Below are 14,888 nucleotides of genomic sequence, written 5' to 3'. Positions count from 1 at the left end.
CGGAGGAGCGCGATGAGGCCGGCGTACGTGCTCACGCGCGTCGGCGGCGGGCTGGTGGTGCTGTGGCTGGTCTCGCTGTTGACGTTCTCCCTGCTGCAACTGGTGCCCGGCGACCCCGCCGAGCTCGTCGCGGGCGACAACGCCACCCCGGAGCGCGTGCAGGAGATCCGCACCCAGCTGGGCCTGGACCGGCCGCTGGTCAGCCAGTACCTGTCCTGGTTCGGCGGGGTCCTGCACGGCGACCTCGGCAGCTCGGTGTTCACCGGCCACCCCGTGACCGAGGCCATCCTGCGCGCGGCACCCGCCACGCTGTCGATCACGTTCGTCGCGCTCGTGATCGCGGTCGGCGTCGGGGTGCCGGCGGGCATCGTGGCCGGCCTGCGCCAGGGCGGGTGGGTGGACCGGGCCGTGTCGCTGCTGGCCACCGTCGGGATCGTGCCCGGGTTCTGGATCGGGATGCTGCTGGTCTTGATGTTCGCGCTGGTCAACCCGTGGTTGCCGGCCACCGGCTACTCCCCGATCGGCGACGGGATCGGCACGTGGCTCGCCCACATCGTCATCCCGGCGACCGCCCTCGGGTTGGCGACGGGTGCCGAGCTCGCCCGGCACGCCCGCGGCTGCGTCGCGGACGTGCTCGAACGGCCCTACATCCGCACCGCCCGCGCCCGCGGCGCCGGCTCGTCCTGGCTGGTGCGCCACCACGTGCTGCGCAACGCCGCGATCCCGGTGGTCACCGTGCTCGGCCTACAGGCCGGACGCCTGCTCGGCGGCTCGATCGTCATCGAGATGGTGTGCGGGGTCGACGGGCTCGGCACGCTCGCGATCAACGCGATCCTGCAGCGCGACTTCCCGATCCTGCAGGGGTACGTGCTGCTCGCCGCCGCCATAGTCGTCGTGGTCAACCTCCTCGTCGACGGGATGTACAGCTGGCTCAACCCGAAGGTGCGCACCTCATGACGCTCACCGCCCTCCCGCCGGTGGCGGCGCCGCCCGTCGAGTCGCCGTGGCGCAGAGCAGCGCGGCAGCTGCTGCGGCGCCCGTCCGGGGTCGTGGCGCTGGGCTTCGTCCTGCTGCTGATCGTGCTGGCGGCGCTGGCGCCGTGGGTCGCTCCCCACGACCCGCTCGCTCAGGACCTGTCCGACGCGTTCGCGCCCTACTCGGGCGAGCACTGGCTCGGCACCGACGACCTCGGCCGCGACGTCGCGTCCCGGCTGATCCACGCCATCCGGCTGGCGCTGCTCGCCCCGCTGATCTCGGTCGGCGTGGCGCTGCTGCTCGGCGTGCCCACCGGCCTGTGGGCCGGGCTGTCGCGCGGCTGGGTCGACACCGTGCTGAGCCGGATCGCCGACGCGCTGCTCAGCCTGCCCGGCCTCGCGTTCGCGCTGGCGATCATCGCGGTGGTCGGTCCCGGCCTCACCAATGTGATGATCGCGCTCGGCATCGTGTTCGCGCCCAGCCTGTTCCGGGTCGTGCGCGGCGCGGCGATGGCCGTCGCCGAGGAGCCGTTCATCGACGCCGCCCGCTCCATCGGCTCGCCCACCCACCGCATCCTCGGCGTGCACGTGCTGCCCAACGTGGCCGCTCCGCTGCTCGTGCAGGCCACGATCCTGATGGGGTTTGGCGCTGCTGGCGGAGGCCGGCCTGAGCTTCCTCGGCCTCGGTGTGCAGCCGCCTGCGGCCAGCTGGGGATCGATGCTGCGCACCGCGTACGACCACCAGTTCGAGGCACCGCTGTCGGTGCTGCCGCCGGGCATCGCCGTGGTGATCACGGTGCTGGCGTTCAACACCATCGGCGACGTGATCCGCGACGTCATGTCCGCGAGGGGGCGGCGATGAGTGAGCTTGCGAGCGAATCATGGGCACAGCACGCGGCCACCGGGATCGTCAAGACGACCCGCCCCGCTCTCGACGCGCGCGGCCTGCGCGCCCGTGGGTTGGTGAAGTCCTACCCCGGCGCCCGCGGCGCGTTCGGCCGCCCGCTGACGCAGGTGCGCGCCGTCGACGGCGTCGACGTCGACGTCACGGCCGGGATGACGCTCGGTGTGGTCGGCGAGTCCGGCTCCGGCAAGTCAACGCTCGGCCGGCTGGTGTCGCTGCTGGAGCGCCCCGACGAGGGCACGGTCGTGCTCGACGGGCGCGACACGGCCCGGCTGCGCGGGCGGGAGCTGACCAGGGTTCGCCGCAGCCTGCAGGTCGTGTTCCAGGACCCGTTCGGCTCGCTCGACCCGACCAAGACGATCGCGCACGCCGTCGCCGAACCGCTGCTGGTGCACGGGCGGGTCCGCCGCGCCGGGATGCTCGCGGCCGCGGAGGACCTGCTCGTGCGGGTGGGCCTGGATCCCGGGCTCGCCCGCCGCTACCCCGAGCAGCTGTCCGGCGGGCAGCGCCAGCGCGTGTGCATCGCCCGGGCGCTGGCGCTGGAGCCGTGGCTGCTCGTCGCAGACGAGCCGACCTCCGCCCTCGACCTGTCGACGCGCTCGGAGATCCTCAACCTGCTGCTGACGCTGCAGCAGGAGACCGGGCTGTCGATCCTGCTGGTCTCCCACGACTTCGCGACCATCCAGCACCTCGCCCACCGCGTCGCCGTCATGTACCTGGGGCGCGTCGTCGAGGAGGGGCCCACCGCCGACGTCGTGGCGAACCCGCTGCACCCGTACACGAAGGCCCTGCTCTCCGCCGTGCCCGTGCCCGACCCGGCGGTGCAGCGGGCGCGGCGGCGCATCGTCCTGCACGGCGAGGTGCCCAACCCGACGGCGCTGCCGTCCGGGTGCCGGTTCCGCAGCCGCTGCGGCTTCGCGATGCCGGAGTGCGCGACGACCGACCCCGGGCTGGGCGGGGACCGGCACCGCGTCGCCTGCCTGCTGCACACCGAGCGGCGTGTCGAATCCGGTCGCCCCCGTCCGTAGCTGTGGCCAGGCCCCCGCACCGGGGTTCTGCACGCCGCCGCCGAGATCGTCGCCGGGACGCAGGAACCGGTCAGTGCGCGGGGACGTCGTGCATCCCCGACCGCCGGACGGCAGATCGAACAGGCTCGTTCCCACTTTACTTATCGGACAACTTGTCCGATAATCAAGAAGTCAATCTCGTGCACTGTGGCACCCCGAAGGAGCGGTCCCATGTCTCGTGCGTGGCGGACGATGTGCGCGGCCGGGATGGCGGCGCTGATCCTGCTGGTCGCCGCGTGCAGCGCGGGGCCCGACGATCGACCGGTGATCTTCCGCGTCGGCTTCGGCGGCGACCCCGTGACGCTGGACCCGCGCAAGAGCCCGCCCGCGTACAACATCTTCCTGTCCCCGCTGTACGACACGCTGATCAAGTCCACCAGCGACGGCGGCTACGCACCGGGGCTCGCCACGGAGTGGTCGCTCTCCCCCGACGCGCGCAGCCTCGCGCTCACGCTGCGCTCCGGGGTGCGGTTCCAGGACGGCGCCCCGTTCGACGGGGCCGCCGTGCGCGCGAACCTCGAGGCGGCGAAGGCCCCCGGCTCGCTCGTCTCGCGCACGCTCACCGAGCTCGAGCGGGTCGACGTGATCGACGCCACGCACGTCGTCCTGCGGCTCGGCGCACCGGGCGGGCACCTGCTCGGGGTGCTGGCGAGCGAGACCGGCATGATGATCTCCCCGGCCCACCTGACCAGCGCCGACCTCGCGACCAAGCCGGTCGGCGCCGGCCCCTTCCGGCTGACCGAGCTCACCGGCGGACGCACGACCTACACGAAGTGGGACGGGTACTGGAACGCCGGCGCCATCGCGCTGGACGGCATCGAGATCCACGGCTTCCCCGACGACACCGCACGGTTGAGCGCGCTGCGCTCCGGCGAGCTGGACTCGTCGTTCCTGTTCCCGACCCAGATCGCGCAGGCCGAGCAGGCCGGGCTGACGACCACGATCTACAACCGCACCGCCATCCACGCGATCCTGCTCAACACCAGCCGTGCGGAGTTCGCTGCACCGCAGGTCCGCCAGGCGCTCAACCTCGCGGTCGACCGCGCGACGATCGCCGACACCCTGTACGGAGGGCACTGCGCCGCGGCGAGCCAGCCCTACCCGAGCGGCTACTGGGCCCGCCCCGCGGATCGCTCCGACGCCGCCACCTACGACCCGGTCCGGGCGCGGGCACTGCTCGCCGAGGCCGGCCTGCCGCACGGCTTCACCTTCACCCTCGCCGTCTCCAACATCACGACGTTCCAGCGGCTCGCCGAGGCCCTGCAGGGGCAGTTCGCCGCGATCGGGGTGACGGTGCGGCTGGACATCAGGGACAACCCGTCGCTCACCGCCCTGCGCCAGTCGGGCAACTTCGACGCGGTGGCCGGCCAGTACGAGTCCGGCCGGCCCGACCCGACCACGTTCCTGACCGACTTCTACCTGCCCGGCGGTGTCTTCAACCCCGGCGGCTTCAGCGAGCCCGGCGGACAGGAGCTCGTCACGCAGGCGCGGCAGTCCGCCGACGTGCAGCAGCGCCAGGTGCCGGTGCAGCGCCTCGTCGCCGCGGTCGCCGCCGACGGGCCGCCGGTGATCCCGGTCTGCTTCCCCGGCTACGTGGAGGCCGATGCCGAGCACGTCACCCACGGGGTCGGTGTCTCCGTCCTCGGCGACTACGACTTCACGACCGTTCGCATGACCAACCCGTGAGAGGTGACGCCGTGCCCGGACGGGTCGCGGGCAAGGTCGCGTTCATCACCGGCGCAGCCCGCGGGCAGGGCCGCAGCCACGCGGTGCGCCTGGCCGAGGAGGGTGCCGACGTCATCGCGGTCGACATCTGCGCGCCGGTCGGGTCGGTGCCCTACGAGCTCGCCGACCCGGCGGACCTGGAGCAGACCGTCGCCGAGGTCGAGGCGCTGGGCCGGCGCATCGTCGCCGCCCAGGTCGACGTGCGCGACCGGGCCGCTCTCCAGGAGGCGCTCGACGCCGGCGTCGCCCAGCTCGGCCGGCTCGACGTCGTGTGCGCCAACGCGGGGATCCTCAGCTTCGCCGGCGTCGGGGAGCTGACCGACGCCATGTGGCGCGACATGATCGACATCAACCTGACGGGCGTCTGGAACACCGCAGCGGTCGCCCTGTCGCACCTGCGGGACGGCGGATCGATCGTCCTGACCAACTCCGCGGCCGGCCTGCGGGCCCGGCCGAACCTCGCGCACTACGTCGCGGCCAAGCACGGGGTGGTCGGTCTGATGCGGAGCCTGGCCGTCGAGCTCGCGCCGCGGCGGATCCGGGTGAACTGCGTCCACCCCACCGGCGTCGACACAGACATGATCATGAACGACGCGATGTGGGCCCTGTTCCGGCCGGACCTCGCCGCCCCCGGCCGCGACGACGTGCGGCAACGCTGCCAGGACATGAACGCGTTGCCCGTGCCCTGGGTCGATCCGCGCGACGTGAGCAACGCGGTGCTGTTCCTCGTCTCCGACGAGGCGCGCTACGTCACCGGGGTGAGCCTGCCGATCGACGCCGGCTCGACCGTCCGGTAGCGCTCAGGTGTCGCTGCCGAGCCCCGCCATGGCTTCCAGCGCCGGCAGCGCGTCCAGTACCGCCCGCGCGTACGTCGGCGACAGGTTGTGCAGCAACCCGGTCACCACCTCGGTGCGCGCCTGGCGGATGCGCGCACTGGTCTCCTGGCCCGCGGTGGTGGCCTCGACGAGCACTGCCCGCTGGTCGTCCGGGTGCGGGAGCCGCCGGATCAGACCCTGATCGTCGAGCTTGCTCACGATCCGCGAGATCATCGTCGGGTTGACCTCCTCGACGTCGGCCAACGCGGCCGGCTGCAGCGGCCCGCGGAACCCGATCGTCGCCAGCACCGACGCCTGGGTCGGGGTCAGACCCTCCGCCGCGGCCGACCCGTTGAGCGTGCGGGCGAGCCGCACCACGACCCGACGGAGTCGAGCGGCCGACTCGGCATCGACCTCCGGCATCACGCTGTCCACCCGCAACCCCTTGCTCCGACCGGCGGTGGAGGCTACCAACCCTCGCGGCGGTCGGGTACGCGCAGCACGAGTGGGGCGGCGGCGAGCAGCAGCCCGGCCAGCGCCACGAACGCCCACGCCGTGATGTCCGCCGGCGCGCTGCTCGCCGTGCCGATCGCGGTGATCAGGCTGACCGTGACGATGGCGCCGCTCTGGCGGAACATGCCGCGCAGGCCGGACACGGCGGCGATCTCCCCGCGCGCCAGGTGCATGACCGCGTTGTTGGCGGCCGGGGCGGCCATCCCCATCCCGAGCCCGGTGATCCCGGCCGCGACCATCAGCCACACGTGCGCGCCCGCCGCGACCGGCACGGCGAGCAGCAGCAGCCCGGCGCCGATCAGGCCGAACCCGCCGCTGATCAGCACCCGCTGCCCGGTGCGCCGCATCAACCACACCGACAGGCCCGACGTGCCGATCATGCCGACGGCCCGGGCGGTGAGCAGTCCACCGGCCGCGAGCGGGCCGATGCCGTAGCGCAGCTCGGCGTAGAGCGGGACGAGCGCGGAGAACCCGATCGCCGACGCTCCGAACACCACGTTGACGACGTTCATCCGGCCGAACAGGTTCCCGACCACCAGCCGGGCCGGGATCACCGCGGCGGGGTCGCGCCGGATGTGGCGGACGAACACGGCCAGCGCACCGGCGGCGACACCGACCGCGCCGAGCGCGAGCGGGTCGACCAGGCGGCCGGTGCCGAGGCGGGCGGCGGCGGTCATGGCCGACAGGAACAGCACGACCAGCAGGGCGATGCCCCACCAGTCGATCACCTGGCGCTCCCGGGCCTGCCGCCGTTCCCGGATCACCAGCGCGGCGAGCAGGCACAGCACCACCCCGGGCAGCACGTTGACCATGAAGATCGAGCGCCACCCGGCGACGCTGACCAGCACGCCGCCGACGATCGGACCGACGATCGCGCCCACCGGGAAGATCGTGGTGAACATGCCGACCGCGCGGTCGCGCTGCGCCCCGAAGCTGTCGGCCACCAGCCCCGTCGCCGCCGGCAGGATCGCCCCGGCCGCGATCCCCTGCACCGCGCGTGCACCCACCAGCGCCGCGATGTGGTCGGCCAGCCCGCACGTGGCCGAGGCGAGGGTGAACACCGCCACCGCGACGACGAACAGTCGCTTGCGCCCGAACTGCTCGCACAGCCGGCCGCACACGGGCATCGCGATGATCTGGCCCAGCGCGTAGACGGTGATCGTCCAGCTGCTCCAGGCCAGCGAGCTCCCCAGGTCGGCCCCGATCGCGGGCAGCGCGGTCGCCACGGCCGTCTGGTCGATCGAGGCCATCAGCAGCCCGATCGCGACCACGGCGAAGGTCAGCCAGCGGCGACGTGCCACCGGCGGCGCGTGCGCCTCGTCGGAGAGGGACCTGCCCGGACACCGCTCCGTCGTCGACACCCGTCAAGTATATGCCTGCCGGCAGGCATTTTGCTGAGCAGATGCCCTCGGGCCCGGCACTGGACGCCCTGCTCAGGCCGAACGGCGGGTGTGGTCCTGCAGCCGCCCGGTCCAGTCGGCGAAGTCCGCCGCCAGTTGCTCGGCGGTCCAGCCACCCTCGCGGTGGGTCACGAACGACTCCTGGGGATGGGCCCAGATCGCCAGCCGATCACCACCGAAACCGAGGTACTGGCCGGTCACGCCGGCCGACTCCGCAGAGCCGAGGTAGACCACCAGCGGCACCACGTCCTCGACGGTGCCGGTGCCCTCCTTGCGCAGGCGCTCCGGCACGGGCCCGCCGGCCTCCACCTGGGCGACGATGTCGGTCAGCGCGGGGATCGTCGCGGCCATCCTGGTCAGCGCCTTGGGCACGACGGCGTTGACCGTCACCCCGTACTTCGCGAGCTCGACCGACCACACCCGCACCAGCCCGATGATCGCGGCCTTGGACGCGGCGTACGCGGTCTGGCCGAACCCGCCGAGCTGACCCGCCGGCGAGCCGACGAGGATCAGCCGGCCGCCATCGCCCTGCTCGCGGAACCGCCGCGCCGCGGCCCGACCGCAGGTGAACGTGCCGCGCAGGTGGCTGTCGACCACCACGTCGAAGTCCTCGTCGGTCATCTTGAGCAGCGTGCGGTCGCGCAGCGCGCCGGCGTTCGCGCACATCACGTCGAGCCGCCCGAACTCCGCCACCGCCCGCGCGACGAGCCCGTCCGCGGCCGCGGTCGGCCCGACCGCGCAGACGTGGGCGACGGCGCTCCCGCCGGCGGCCACGATGGCCTCCGTCGCCTCGTTCGCCGCCGCTTCGTCGAGGTCGTTGACCACGACCGCGGCACCGGCCCGGGCGAGCCCCTCCGCGTACGCGCGGCCGAGGCCGCGGCCGGCCCCGGTCACGACGGCCACACGCCCGGTCAGATCGATGCGTTCCATTCCTGCCTCTCGTCCGTCAGTGCCACCCGCGCGATCATTTGCTGATCTTGATCGACGGGAAGTCGTAGTCACCGAACTTCGGCACCTCGAACCCCGTCACGCCCTGCCGGAACGCGGCCACCCACTGCACGCCGCACACCGGGATCACGGGCGGGCCGGCCGCGAAGACGTCGGCGAAGATCTGCTGGGTGAGCGCGGCCCGCTCGGTGCTGTCGCTGCTGGCGCGCGACCTCGCCAGCAGGTCGGGCACACCCGCCACCGCGAACCCGCCGGGGTTGTAGTTGCCGCCCGGGCTGTAGAAGTCGACGGCGAACTGACTGGGATCGGGTCGCCCGGCCTGCATCAGCGACACCATCGCCGTGAAGTTGCCGGTCCGGCGGGCCTCGATCTGCTGGTTGAACTCCAGCACCCGCACTGTGGCCTTGATCCCGGCCCCGGCGAGCTGCGCCTGCAGCGCCTGCGACAGGTTCTGGTAGGTCGTGTTGGGTCCGTGCACGATCTCGAACGAGATCCCGTCCGGATGGCCCGCCTCGGCCAACAGGCTCTTCGCCTTCGCGACGTCGTGGTAAGGCGTGACGTCGTTGAGCGCCGGCACGTTCGGCCAGAAGCCCTCGGCGAAGGGCTGCACGATCGGGGTGCAGCCGCCGTCGAAGAGGCTGTCGGCGATCGCCTTCCGGTCGATCGCGTACATCAGCGCCTTGCGCACCCGTGGATCGCCGAGCTCGCCCTTCGACGTGTTGAGCAGGATGCCGTTGAGCTGGCTGATCGGGCCCTTGACGAGCGACAGGCCCCGCGCCTGCGCCTCGCGCACCTGCCCGGCCGAGATCGTGGTGCCGTCGATCTGGCCGGACACCACCGCGCGCAGCCGCGTCGGCTCGTCGGCGAAGATCGGCATCTCGATGCCGCCGATCGTCGTCCGCGCCGCGTCCCAGTAGCCGTCGAACTTCGTGAACGTGACGCGGCCCTGTTCGAGCGAGGTCAGCCGGAACGCGCCCGTCCCCACGGGCTTCGTGCCCAGCTGCGGGTCCTGCAGCGCTTTCGGCGCGACCACGATCCCCGCCTCGCCGGCCAGCACGTTGAGCATGTAGCCGGCCGGCTGGGTGAAGGTGATCCGCATCGACAACGGGCCGGTGGCCTCGACCTTCGCCACCGTCTTCAGCGCCGACGCCTGGGTGCCGCGCGCCCGCAGCGCCTCCATGGACGCGACCGCGGCGGCCGCGTCCAGCTTCTCGCCGTCGTGGAAGGACACGCCCTCGCGCAGGTCGAGGTCCAGGACCGTGTTGTCGGCGGAGAACGCCCACTTCGTCGCCAGGCCGGGCTTGATCTCCCCGGCCGGCGTGCGCCCGATCAGGCTCTCGTAGACCACGTCGAGGAACACCGGGTCCAGGGGCGCCGACTGGCGCGGGTCGAACGACGTCGGGTTGCCCGGCACCCCGTATCGGAACACCGCCGCCGGGTCGAAGTCGCCGCCCGCGGACGACGGTTGCCCGCCACCGCAGCCGGCGAGCACGAGCGCCGCGGCCGCGGCGACCGCCACGCACCGCGCCCCGCTCCTCATCCCGACTCGACGTGCTCTCCACAGCGCTGCTGCACGGCTCCTCACGGGGACCTCCACTGGTCAGCTGAACGGGGTGTTGCCTGCACCGCCGGCGTCCCCCGAGGCCGTTGGTGGGGAGTCAGCGCCGGACCGGCGCCGTGACGATCTGGGTGCCGGCCCCTGGGGGCTCGACGACGTCGGACGGGCTCGTGGCCGCCGGGTAGCGCAGGCAGGCGACCCGGCGCCGCGCACCGACGCGGACCAGGGGCGGGTCGGTCGTGGCGCACTCGGGCATCACCACCGGGCACCGGCTGCGGAACCGGCACCCCGACGGCGGCGCGGCCGGGTCGGGGAGATCCCCGTGCAGCTCGATGCGCCGGCGCGCGCGCTGCACGTCGGGATTCGGCACCGGCACCGCCGACAACAGCGCCCGGGTGTACGGGTGCAGCGGCTCCTCGGCGATCTCGGCGGCGTCGCCCTCCTCGACGACCCGCCCGACGTACATCACCGCGATCCGGTGGGCGAGGTGCCGCACGGTGGCGAAGTCGTGCGACACCAGCACCACGGCCTGGCCGCTGTCCTCCTGGATGTCGAGCAGCAGGTTGAGGATCTCCGAGCGGGTGGACAGGTCCAGCGCCGACGTCGGCTCGTCGGCGACGAGGACGTCCGGGCCCAGCGCCAGCGCGCGGGCGATGCACACGCGCTGGCGCTGCCCTCCCGACAGCTCGTCGGGGTAGCGCTCCACGAACCCCGGGTCCAGCGTGACCCGTTCCAGCAGCCGCGCCGCCGCCTCGTCCATGCCGGCGCGCGCGACCCGGCCGTGGATCAGCAGCGGCTCGGCCACGGCGTGCCCGACCGTCTTGGTCGGGTCCAGCGCGCCGTAGGGGTCCTGGAAGATGAACTGCAGGCGGGTCCGCAACTCGGTCAGCGCGCTCCCCCGCACCCGCGTCACGTCCCGGCCGCCGACCTCGATCGTGCCGTCGTCGGGTTCGATCAGCCGCGCCATCAACTGCCCGACCGTGGTCTTCCCCGATCCCGACTCGCCGACGAGGCCGAGCGTGGTGCCCGCCTCGACCTCCAGGTCCACGCCGTCGACGGCGCGGACGGCGCGCAGCGTCCGACCGAGGAGCGAGCGGGTCAGCGGGAACGTCTTGCGCAGGTTCCGCACGCGGACGGCCACCTCCGGCTCACCCACGAGACACCCCCTCCACCGTCAGCGCCCCGCTCGCGACCCGTCCGCACCGGCTGCGGTGAGTGCCGGCGAGCACGCTGTCGGGCTGGGGACGGCCGCACACCTCGGCCTGGCTGTGGCCGCACCGCGGCTGGAACCGGCAGCCCACCGGGAAGCGCCCGGCGGGCGGCACCCGGCCCGGTATGACGTTCAGCCGGGTCCGTGGGCTGCCCGACTGCGGCACCGCCGCGAGCAGCGCACCCGAGTACGGGTGCCCCGGGCTGTAGAACAGCTCGTCGATGCTCGCGCGCTCGACGACGTGCCCGGCGTACATCACCACCACGTCGTCGCAGAAGTCGGCGACCACTCCCAGGTCGTGGGTCACCAGCAGCACCGCGAGGTCGAGGTCGCGCTGCAGGTCGCGCAGCAGGCCGAGGATCTCGGCCTGGATGGTCACGTCGAGCGCGGTCGTCGGTTCGTCCGCGATCACCAGCTGCGGGTCGCACGCGATCGCGGCGGCGATCATCACCCGCTGCTGCATGCCGCCGGACAGCTCGTGCGGGTAGGACCGCATGCGCTGGGTCGCGTTGGGGATCCCGACGCGGTCGAGCAGCTCCACGGCGTGGCGCAGCGCGACCGCGCGGCGCTCCCCGAGGTGCAGCAGCCGCGCCTCGGCGATCTGCTCCCCGACCGTCATGGTCGGGTCGAGGCTGCTCATCGGCTCCTGGAAGACGACGCCGACCGGGCCGCCGCGCACGGCGCGCAGCTCGCGCTCGGTGCAGCCGAGCAGGTCCGTGCCGGCGAAGGTGATCCGGCCGCTCGCGATCCGCAGACCCGGCGGCAGCAGCCGCAGGATGGCCATCGAGGTGAGCGTCTTGCCGCAGCCCGACTCGCCGATCAGGGCCAGCGAGCGACCGCGGCCCACCTCGAACCCGACGTCCTGCACGAGACCGGGCTGCCCGGGCAGGTCGATCGTCAGCCCCTCGACGGCGAGCAGGGGCGCCCCGGCGGTCCGAGGTGCAGCGCCGGTCATGTGCGCCTCCGCAGGCCGACGGCGTCGCGGATCGCGTCGCCGATCGTGTTGAACGCCAGCACCGTCACCACCATCGCCACGCCGGGCGGGACGACGGACCACGGCGCGTCGAACTGGTTGGCGTAGGCGGCCTTGAGCATCGAGCCCCAGCTGGCATCCGGGGGCTGCACACCGAGGCCGAGGAAGCTCAGGCTCGCCTCGACCAGCAGGGCGACGCCCATCAGGATCGTCGTCTGCACCAACAGCGGGGCGGCGATGTTCGGCAGGACGTGCACCCACAGCGTCCGGCGCCGGGACGAGCCCACCGCGGCGGCCGCGCGGATGAAGGTCTCCTCGGTGACGGCCAGCGCGGCGCCGCGCACCACCCGGAACAGGCCGGGCGCGAAGATGATGCCGACCGCGATCATGGTCGTGACGAGGCCCGGCCCGAGCACCGCCACGATCGCCAGCGCACCGACGAGCGCGGGCAGGGCGAGCACCGTGTCGGCCAGCCGTCCGGCGAGCGCGTCCACCCAGCCGCCGCGGACCGCCGCCCACAGCCCCAGCGGGAGGCCGATCAGCACGGCGAGCCCGACCGAGATCGCGGGTGCGCTGATCGTCACCGCGGCCGCGTTGATGATGCGGCTCGCGACGTCGCGACCGAAGTCGTCGGTGCCGAACCAGTGGGTCCAGCTCGGGCCGGCGAACCGGTTGCCGAGGTCCTGTGCATCCGGGTCGTGCGGGGCGATCCACCGGCCGGCGAGCGCCAGCACGACGAGCAGGAGGACGAAGCCGATCGAGACCGCGCTCGCCGGCCTGCGCAGCACCTCCCGCGCCACCCGGGTGCGGCTGCGGCGGCGCGGCGGACCGATGGGGACCGCAGCGGTCGGCAGCGGCGCGTCCACGTCGCCGTGACGGGCGGTGGTCATGCCGTCCTCACCTTCGGGTTGATCCAGCCGTAGGCCAGATCGACGATCAGGTTGACGAGCACCACGGCGACCGCGCAGAACAGCACGTAACCCTGGATGACGGGGTAGTCGCGCTGCAGCACCGCGTTCACCGCGAGGGTGCCCAGCCCCGAGATGCCGACGACGGCCTCGATGACGATCGTGCCGCCGAGCAGGCGGCCGGTCTGCAGGCCGAGCACGGTGACGACCGGGATGGCGGCGTTGCGCAGGATGTGCCGACGCACGAGCCAGCCGGTGGCCGCGCCGCGCGCCCGGGCCGTCCGCACGTAGGGGCGGGTCAGCACGTCGGCGACGCAGCCGCGGGTGTGTCGCGCCAGCTCGGCGGCGGTGGCCAGGCCCAGCGCGACCGCCGGGAGCACGAGGTGCGACGCCCACGTGCCGAGGCCGCGGGACATCGGCGCGTAGCTGGTGGCCGGGAGCCAGCCCAGGCCCAGCGCGAACACCGTGACCAGCAGCATCGCGACCCAGAAGCTCGGCATCGCGATGCCGAGCGTGGCCAGGCTGGAGATCGTGCGGTCGAGCCAGCTGCCCTGCGCGAGGCCGGCGAGCACGCCGGCCGTGACACCGATGAGCAGGGCCACCACGACCGCGGCCGTGGCGAGGGCCAGGGTGGGCGGCGCCGCGAGCACGATCGTCGAGGTCACCGGGCGGCCGGTGAACAGCGACCGCCCCAGGTCGCCGCGCAGCACCCCGGCCAGCCAGGAGAAGTACTGCTCGAGGACCGGCCGGTCGAGGCCCAGCTGCGCGCGGATCCGTTCGACGTCGGCGATGGTGGCGTTCTCGCCCGCGATCACCTGGGCCGGGTCGCCGGGGATCAGGGCGACCATGAGGAAGGTGACCAGCGAGACCAGCCAGAGGACGAGCACACCGCCGCCGAGGCGACGCGCGATCATCCGTCCGCTCATGCTCGTCTCCGTCCGACCCCGGGCGGGCAACGTCCGATAGTTGGACAATCTGTTACGCCCTTGTGGCAAGGATGGTGCACTGTGTCGGGTGCCACGTCAAGGACGGCGACTGCGCGAGCGCGCGGTTCCGCTCGGACTCGCCGGCCGGGATGCAGGACTCGCCGAGCGGAACGGGAGCCTCGCGGGCCTCGTGGGCCGTCGCCGGCAGGGTTCGGGGGGTGCGGGTGCGCGCCGGTCAGATGCCGGCGTTGGCGATGAGCCCGGCGACCTCGATCAACCGTCGCCCCACGCGGTCGACGTCGACCTCGGCCATCGACACGATGCCGATGGCCGCGTCGAGGGTGTGCCCGTCGCCGTCGTAGAGCGGCGCCGCCACCCCGACGGCGCCGGCGGTCAGCGCACCGTAGGAGACGGCGTAGCCGACGTCGCGCGCCTCCCGCACCTCGTCGGGGTCGGCAGGCGCGGCGCGGCGCGCCATGAGGATGGCCAGCCCGCTCGCACCCTGGTTGAGCGGGTGGCGTGCACCGCTGCGCTGGGAGAGGTGGAAGACCGAGTCCGGCGGCTCCACGACCGCGAGCGCCACCGCGTCGTCGCCCTCCGCGACGACGCACTGCGCGGTGGACTGCAGCTCCTCGGCCAGCTGCCGCAGGAACGGCATCGTGGCGCGGCGCAGCTGCGGGTTCGCCTGCCTGGCCAGCTGCATGACGCCCAGCCCGAGCCGGTACCGACCGGCGCTGCCCTCGGCGACCAGTCGGTGCGTGCGCAGCGTCGTGAGCAGCCGGTAGACCGCCTGGCGGTGCACGCCCAGCGCGGTGGCGAGCTCGGCGACCGTCATGTCCCGGTCCTCGGCGGCGAGCAGCTCCAGCAGCCGCAGCCCGCGGTCCAGCGTGAGCGACCCGCCCTGGGAGGCGCCGGCCGGCTCGCGTCCCTCAGCGGACACGCGCTGCACCCCCTGCTCTCGCGGCGC

Annotated in this window: 13 protein-coding genes; 4 read left to right on the top strand and 9 right to left on the bottom strand. The window is 73.4% G+C overall.

The features are described from left to right. Window positions 1–12 precede the first annotated feature (12 nt). The 4 genes from ACQEVB_RS39380 (at window position 13) to ACQEVB_RS39365 (ending at window position 5,467) form a co-directional block, all read left to right on the top strand. On the top strand, window positions 13–957 hold the full coding sequence (locus tag ACQEVB_RS39380) for an ABC transporter permease (protein WP_432984580.1): 945 nt from the start codon (window positions 13–15) through the stop codon (window positions 955–957). Then, window positions 954–2,906, top strand: a complete 1,953-nt coding sequence (locus tag ACQEVB_RS39375; protein ID WP_432984577.1) for an oligopeptide/dipeptide ABC transporter ATP-binding protein — start codon at window positions 954–956, stop codon at window positions 2,904–2,906. Before ACQEVB_RS39380 ends, ACQEVB_RS39375 begins: the two co-directional genes overlap by 4 nt. 210 nt (window positions 2,907–3,116) lie before the next feature. Further along, on the top strand, window positions 3,117–4,631 hold the full coding sequence (locus ACQEVB_RS39370) for an ABC transporter substrate-binding protein (protein WP_432984574.1): 1,515 nt from the start codon (window positions 3,117–3,119) through the stop codon (window positions 4,629–4,631). An 11-nt stretch (window positions 4,632–4,642) separates the two neighbouring features. Beyond that, window positions 4,643–5,467: a mycofactocin-coupled SDR family oxidoreductase gene (locus ACQEVB_RS39365; protein ID WP_432984571.1), complete on the top strand. Its 825-nt coding sequence runs from the start codon at window positions 4,643–4,645 to the stop codon at window positions 5,465–5,467. Window positions 5,468–5,470: 3 nt separating this feature from the next. Here the strand turns inward: ACQEVB_RS39365 and ACQEVB_RS39360 are convergent, their stop codons facing one another. From ACQEVB_RS39360 to ACQEVB_RS39320, 9 genes are all read right to left on the bottom strand, one after another. Next, window positions 5,471–5,920 carry a MarR family winged helix-turn-helix transcriptional regulator gene (locus tag ACQEVB_RS39360; protein WP_432984568.1) on the bottom strand — a complete coding sequence of 150 codons (450 nt, stop codon included), beginning with the start codon at window positions 5,918–5,920 and terminating at the stop codon, window positions 5,471–5,473. Window positions 5,921–5,952: 32 nt separating this feature from the next. Continuing rightward, window positions 5,953–7,359, bottom strand: coding sequence for an MFS transporter (locus tag ACQEVB_RS39355; RefSeq protein ID WP_432984565.1), 1,407 nt, complete (start codon window positions 7,357–7,359; stop codon window positions 5,953–5,955). 72 nt (window positions 7,360–7,431) lie between these two features. Next, the gene (locus tag ACQEVB_RS39350) at window positions 7,432–8,328 is read right to left on the bottom strand and encodes an SDR family NAD(P)-dependent oxidoreductase (protein ID WP_432984562.1); all 897 of its coding nucleotides are present in this window, start codon (window positions 8,326–8,328) and stop codon (window positions 7,432–7,434) included. Between the two features lie 34 nt (window positions 8,329–8,362). Then, window positions 8,363–9,886, bottom strand: a complete 1,524-nt coding sequence (locus ACQEVB_RS39345) for an ABC transporter substrate-binding protein (protein WP_432984559.1) — start codon at window positions 9,884–9,886, stop codon at window positions 8,363–8,365. Window positions 9,887–10,004: 118 nt separating this feature from the next. Then, window positions 10,005–11,060, bottom strand: coding sequence for an ABC transporter ATP-binding protein (locus ACQEVB_RS39340; protein ID WP_432984556.1), 1,056 nt, complete (start codon window positions 11,058–11,060; stop codon window positions 10,005–10,007). Next, window positions 11,053–12,069 (bottom strand): ABC transporter ATP-binding protein, encoded by a 1,017-nt coding sequence (locus ACQEVB_RS39335; protein ID WP_432984553.1) that lies wholly within the window; start codon window positions 12,067–12,069, stop codon window positions 11,053–11,055. The genes ACQEVB_RS39340 and ACQEVB_RS39335 overlap by 8 nt, the downstream gene beginning before the upstream one ends. Further along, window positions 12,066–12,977 (bottom strand): ABC transporter permease, encoded by a 912-nt coding sequence (locus ACQEVB_RS39330; RefSeq protein WP_432984550.1) that lies wholly within the window; start codon window positions 12,975–12,977, stop codon window positions 12,066–12,068. Before ACQEVB_RS39330 ends, ACQEVB_RS39335 begins: the two co-directional genes overlap by 4 nt. After that, complete coding sequence (locus ACQEVB_RS39325; RefSeq protein WP_432984547.1) at window positions 12,974–13,921, bottom strand: ABC transporter permease; 948 nt, start codon at window positions 13,919–13,921, stop codon at window positions 12,974–12,976. The genes ACQEVB_RS39330 and ACQEVB_RS39325 overlap by 4 nt, the downstream gene beginning before the upstream one ends. A 235-nt stretch (window positions 13,922–14,156) precedes the next feature. Beyond that, entirely contained in the window at window positions 14,157–14,861 is a 705-nt protein-coding gene (locus ACQEVB_RS39320; protein WP_432984544.1) for an IclR family transcriptional regulator, read from the bottom strand. Between the last annotated feature and the right edge of the window lie 27 nt (window positions 14,862–14,888).

The sequence above is a fragment of the Pseudonocardia sp. CA-107938 genome (assembly GCF_050936315.1).
Taxonomy (GTDB): domain Bacteria; phylum Actinomycetota; class Actinomycetes; order Mycobacteriales; family Pseudonocardiaceae; genus Pseudonocardia.
This window is presented reverse-complemented; position numbering and strand designations above follow the sequence as displayed.

Bases quoted from the DNA above. Each gene is read 5' to 3' on its own strand.
- ACQEVB_RS39380 (WP_432984580.1), top strand. From the start codon at position 13: ATGAGGCCGGCGTACGTGCTCACGCGCGTCGGCGGCGGGCTGGTGGTG.
- ACQEVB_RS39375 (WP_432984577.1), top strand. From the start codon at position 954: ATGACGCTCACCGCCCTCCCGCCGGTGGCGGCGCCGCCCGTCGAGTCG.
- ACQEVB_RS39370 (WP_432984574.1), top strand. From the start codon at position 3,117: ATGTCTCGTGCGTGGCGGACGATGTGCGCGGCCGGGATGGCGGCGCTG.
- ACQEVB_RS39350 (WP_432984562.1), bottom strand. From the start codon at position 8,328: ATGGAACGCATCGATCTGACCGGGCGTGTGGCCGTCGTGACCGGGGCC.
- ACQEVB_RS39345 (WP_432984559.1), bottom strand. From the start codon at position 9,886: ATGAGGAGCGGGGCGCGGTGCGTGGCGGTCGCCGCGGCCGCGGCGCTC.
- ACQEVB_RS39335 (WP_432984553.1), bottom strand. From the start codon at position 12,069: ATGACCGGCGCTGCACCTCGGACCGCCGGGGCGCCCCTGCTCGCCGTC.
- ACQEVB_RS39330 (WP_432984550.1), bottom strand. From the start codon at position 12,977: ATGACCACCGCCCGTCACGGCGACGTGGACGCGCCGCTGCCGACCGCT.
- ACQEVB_RS39325 (WP_432984547.1), bottom strand. From the start codon at position 13,921: ATGAGCGGACGGATGATCGCGCGTCGCCTCGGCGGCGGTGTGCTCGTC.